The sequence below is a fragment of the Halobacillus sp. BBL2006 genome (assembly GCF_000786645.1).
Taxonomy (GTDB): domain Bacteria; phylum Bacillota; class Bacilli; order Bacillales; family Halobacillaceae; genus Halobacillus.
On the sequence record NZ_JRNX01000124.1, the window covers coordinates 1 to 5,165 of the forward strand.

6 protein-coding genes and 1 pseudogene are annotated in these 5,165 nt (G+C 41.5%); all 7 read left to right on the top strand.

The features are described 5' to 3' along the window. Window positions 1-401, top strand: a 401-nt coding sequence (locus LD39_RS04490) for an N-acetyltransferase (RefSeq protein ID WP_035543332.1), incomplete at its 5' end; no start/stop codon positions are given. 488 nt (window positions 402-889) lie between these two features. Beyond that, on the top strand, window positions 890-1,282 hold the full coding sequence (locus tag LD39_RS04495) for a VOC family protein (protein ID WP_035543334.1): 393 nt from the start codon (window positions 890-892) through the stop codon (window positions 1,280-1,282). Window positions 1,283-1,287: 5 nt separating this feature from the next. After that, window positions 1,288-1,974, top strand: a pseudogene (locus LD39_RS23450) (RibD family protein). 83 nt (window positions 1,975-2,057) lie between these two features. Next, entirely contained in the window at window positions 2,058-2,237 is a 180-nt protein-coding gene (locus LD39_RS04510; protein ID WP_035543339.1) for a hypothetical protein, read from the top strand. Between the two features lie 14 nt (window positions 2,238-2,251). Then, entirely contained in the window at window positions 2,252-2,533 is a 282-nt protein-coding gene (locus LD39_RS04515; RefSeq protein WP_035543343.1) for a hypothetical protein, read from the top strand. Window positions 2,534-2,672: 139 nt separating this feature from the next. Then, window positions 2,673-4,868 carry an FUSC family protein gene (locus LD39_RS04520; RefSeq protein ID WP_035543345.1) on the top strand — a complete coding sequence of 732 codons (2,196 nt, stop codon included), beginning with the start codon at window positions 2,673-2,675 and terminating at the stop codon, window positions 4,866-4,868. A gap of 17 nt (window positions 4,869-4,885) precedes the next feature. Beyond that, complete coding sequence (locus tag LD39_RS04525; RefSeq protein ID WP_035543347.1) at window positions 4,886-5,077, top strand: hypothetical protein; 192 nt, start codon at window positions 4,886-4,888, stop codon at window positions 5,075-5,077. Window positions 5,078-5,165: the final 88 nt, after the last annotated feature.

Genomic DNA, 5,165 nt, shown 5'->3' on the forward strand with positions numbered 1-5,165 from the left:
TTTCTTTTTTTTTATATAGGAAAATAAAAGAGTATAACAATGCACGTTCCAATCCTCATAAACAGTCCCGGGATCCAGGAGCTGTTAAACCAATTCATCTTATAGTTTCAGATGAGCAGGGAGATTGGATAGGCGGGATCACAGGCGATGTGTATTGGGGCTGGCTCGAAATTAACGACTTTTGGTTGAGTGACGAATGCCGGCGACAGGGATTAGGCACCCAGTTATTGAATCAAGCCGAAGATACCGCAATAGAATTAGGCGCTGGCAAGGTGCTACTTTCAACGTTCGGATTTCAAGCACGTCCTTTTTATGAAAAACACGGGTATGAGGTAGTGGGAGAAATCAAAGATTATCCACCTAGAAGCAGCTTTTACACGATGGTTAAAAAGCTGCGTTGAGAAATTAAGTAAAGTGACTATGTAGTACAGGACTTATAAAGTTTAAGGAAGATAACTGGTGAACAGTTAACTAGGTTTGGATCTTTTTTAGCTGTTTATAACCCCCTTATTAGTTATTGTACAATACCATTTTCAAGAGTTTACTTTTTATTTCTTTAACTATGAAATGTGAAACCATTTAATATATTTATCGTAATACAAGGTAAGCACTACTCCAATTGGATTTCTCATCTTATTCACAGGTCCACAATTGGCGCAGTCATTCCACTCCTTGTAGTCGGTTATTTGCTGCTTGCGATCTATGTGCAAAAGAATATGGTAGAGTAGATGCGCTTTTCTGTTAGACAGAGGAGCGTTTTTAGTTTGGAGGATAAAGCGACAAGTTTGATTGATTTCTACTAAATAACTAAAAATATGCGGTCATCGTGCAGGGTATGCTGTAAGATTTGTAGAAATGTAAAGAGCATACAAAATTTAGGAGGTAAACAATCGTGTATGAAATGACGATTCAAGTTCGTGTAACCGATATTGAAAAAGGTAAGAAGTGGTACGAAAAATTATTTCAAAGAAAGCCGGACTTTGAGCCGCATTTCGGAATTGTGGAATGGGAAATCTTCCCCGGAAGCTGGCTTCAGCTGGCAGAAGGTACACCTGCCAAAGAAAGCGGACCGCTTCGATTTGGAGTGAAGGACATTAAAGATGAACAGCAAAGAGTCATGGAGGGACTCGACGTTGAGCATTTCAAGATCCATTCAAGAGAAGAAGTTCCGGTGAAATGGGGGACATTCAGCGATCCATGGGGCAATCAACTGGGATTCTATGAATACCATGATAAAGCTGAACAGGAAGAGCGGATCCAAACAATCGCTGGCAAGGCGTAAATGGAATGAAAAAACATCCTAAGGTGATTCTTAATGTCTTCTCATCCGTTGATGGAAAAATGACGACGGCACCAAACCGGAACGTGACTGAATGGATTCAAGAAGAAATGGATGGGGATGCCAATTATCTCACGCACGAGTTGTATGACGAACTGGGGTGTGATGCACTCTTATCAGGTAGCGAAACGCTAATCGTCTATGGAAACGACTGGATTGAATTGACAAAGCAAACCTATGAACCGAAAAAGTCTAAGGCTTATATTGTGGTGGATGGAAGAGGAAGAATCAATTGGCAGCAGTCGGAGGGCTTATAGGTTGTTACAAGAGAGGATACAAACAAGGAATACTTTAAGCAATTAAAAGAAAAAGGAATTTCGTACATACGTGCTGGCTCCGGAGACCATGTCGATTTAAGAGAAGCCCTTGCCATTTTGTACGATAAAGGTTTTAGAAACATTGGACTCTCGGGTGGGGGTTCGATGAATGGTGCTTTTTTAAAGGCCGTACTGATTGATGAAATCAGTCTGATTCTGGCCCCGTTAGCCGTTGGGGGGAAGGAAACACCTTCGCTTTTGAACTGTGAAAACCTAGGTTCACTGAATGAAGTCACTTCCTTAGAGTTGATGAAGACGAAGCCAGTAGGGGACAAGGGAGCCGTTTGGTTACATTATCGAGTTAAGGGGTCCTCATAACATATTAGAAATTGCTTACCTTCCTGCTTATTGAAAACTTCACTTCTTTTTGAAATAATTGGTTAAAGAGGAGGGGGATGAACATGGAAGTTGTTCGCCTTTTGCTTATTGTTGGGCTTGTCACATTAGGAATCAGTGTGATAGGACTATTCAGTATTGATTCCCCTGTTCCAATTATTGGATCCCTCGTCATCGTTATGCTCATTTCTGAGATTTTTTTCTACCATTATATTGGGAAGAAGAGACAGGATAACCATCTCTAAAAAGGAGCGATCGCATGGAAATAATTGTTGAAGCCTCGATTCTTTTTTTGGTGATCATCCCCACTCTCTATTCCGTTTTGAAGCTGCTGAAAGATCCACCCAGGAATGAAAAAGCGCAAAATTTGTTGGCTGTCGTGCCCTCGTGGCTCGGCATCATTGCCTATTTGTTATCCAAATTGTTATGGACGACGAAAAATCCTTATATCCTTTTATCATCTGATGTACTGCCCACATTAATGGTGGGGGTAACTCTAGTGCTTTTGCTTACACTTAAAATAAGAAGAAGCGAGGTTTAAAAAAGCTGCTGAATCTAGCAGCTTTTTTTGTTTCATTCGATCATGAATAAGGGAAAGGAAAGTCAAACACTTGTTCTTCGAGATAAAACAAACTACTATAGAGAGTATCTAAAAAAAGGAGGTGCATGAACGGGTGAGAATGTTTTATCAAAATTCTTATTGGCTTAGGCGGTTACTTGCTTCAGATCCCGGACGTAAACGGTTGAACCAGGCTGGGAAAGCTACAATCAGTCTAATTTCGGCTGTGTTCACGAGTACACTCCTGCTCAATTTGCTCGGACATCCGCCTCTTCTACCATCCATTATTTCCGGAATAGCCGGTATGATGGGCATTATGGTGGTCATGGATGATACGAGAGAAAAGAAGCAAGTGACGACACTACTGCTAGCGCTATCAGCAGCAGGCGGAGTTACTATAGGTTCGCTTCTTGCCTCAAATGTCATCCTGGTCTCCGCGTGGATGGTGGGCATTATTTTTTGTGCCTTCTACTTTTCCAGATTCGGGAGTCGGTACTTTTCTTTAGGGATGATCGGTTTTTTCACTTCTTATTTTTCATCTTTCTTGAAGCTGTCTCCTGACCAATTTCCATGGTTTTATCTGACAATCGCTATTGGGATAAGCTTTGCCTTTCTCTACAATTTCATTATTTTTAAGGACTCAGTCCAGCTTTTAAAAAGGAGTATGAACTCTTTTCATAGACAGGCAAACCTTTGTTTTCAATTGCTGATCGAAATTATTCAGGATGCCGAAACGAGTGAGCCACGCAGAAAGAAATTGGTGTATAACGTCAGAAAACTTCGTGAGTATGCGAGCAATGTATCGACGGACTTAAATGCACAAGATATTCGTGAGATTTGGCCAGGCCTTGAGACTCAGCAGATGCGTCTCTACATATTTGATACCGCAATGTTCGTGATGACCATGTCCGAAAGCTTGCAAAAACTGAAAAGTGACGATGCCTTCGAAATGAAGGAGCTGCGTACACTTTTAATCAAAGTGATCTATACGCTTCAGCAAGCAGAGGTACTCAACCAAGACTATAAAGAAAAGAATCTTATCGAAGCTGAAAAAGTCATTCAGTCGCTAAGGCAAATGATTGATGACCTCTTCAAGCAGCGTTCAACCCAGCCAGAAGGTTGGCTTTATCTACTCAGAAGAATTGAAGCGATTGCGACGCATGTCACAGAAGCGGCCCTTGAAATCAAATCTTCTCTAAATAAGGCTTCCATTCCTGGAGAGCAGGAGGATGAAGAGGATGAGGAAGAAGATGATAAGGAAGAGGAAGAAAAAGGATTAAAACCAACGACGAAAAAAGCGATTCAATCAGTCATAGCTGGTACGATCGCGATTATTGTCGGCTACCTGATTTCACCGATTCAACCCTACTGGGTATTACTCACCACGTTCATCGTACAGCTTGGGACCGAAACGGTAGGAAGAACCTATTTGAAAGGCTTAGAGCGATCAATCGGAACGCTCATCGGAGCCGTACTTGGCTTTGGTCTTGCTAAACTTGTTTCCGATCAGCCGCAACTAGAGATCATTTTGCTGTTTTCTTTCATCTTTTTAGCTTTCTATCTGTTTACTGTTTCCTATACACTCATGAGCCTGTTAATTACCATGTTAATCGCCTTTATGTATGACTTGATGCTCGGTGGGATAACGTATCAACTGCTTGGCGCACGTGTGATCGACACCATTGCAGGGGCGGGTATCGCACTTGGTGTAGCCGCATTGATTTACCCTACAAAAACGATGGAAAAAGTATCGGATACTTTTATGGAATATCTAGAAGAATTAGAAAGCTATGTGAACGAATATGTAAGAAGTTTTCAACAGCCTACAGATATTAAGGGTTTAGCAGACCACGCCTTTCAAATGGATGCAAAAATCCAGGCGATTGAAGACGAATCTAAGCCGGTTCTACAGGGGCCAGGAGCCCGTAGGTATTCAGGGCTTCCCAGATGGATTACAATCTTCACAGCGATTAACTATTATGCAAAGCATCTCGTAGCCTCCTCTTATCAAAAGAATTTCAGCTATCCTGAAGAAGTAAAGGAAGTTTTTCCAAGGGTCCAAGAGAAATTCACCCATAACATCCACGTGTTGAAAGAGATAATTGAAAAAGAGGAAGTAACGGGACAGCTCTATGATTTACAATACGAAAGGGAACAAATTGAACGTTATGCTCCTGGGCATAACGAAGATCAAGGAGATCTTGTTCATCATTTATACTATGTTTGGAAGATCAATCAATCCTTAATGGTACTCGGGGACCGGCTTGGTTTAAATGAAAGTAATAAAGGAAACAAAAAGCCATATCACTCGCGTTAGGAGGATGTTCTATCATTGTGTCAGGAAAAATTCATTATAAGCATCACCAAATTGACTTTGAAGTAAGGTACGACAGCGAAGAGATTACAGAAGGAGAAATCAAGAGTGAGGACGCGAAGCGCGGACTCATTCATGCGATCAATCAGAAATTCCGGGTCAAATACCCTCTCTCAAGCGAGATTGCCCCCGTCCATGTGCGGAGTTTCTAAAAGGTATGCCATTGTATAAGCTTTGATATCTCTTATTCTGTTAAAGCTCCCTATTCTAGAAGACTCAGTTTCGAGATATCTGGGTCCG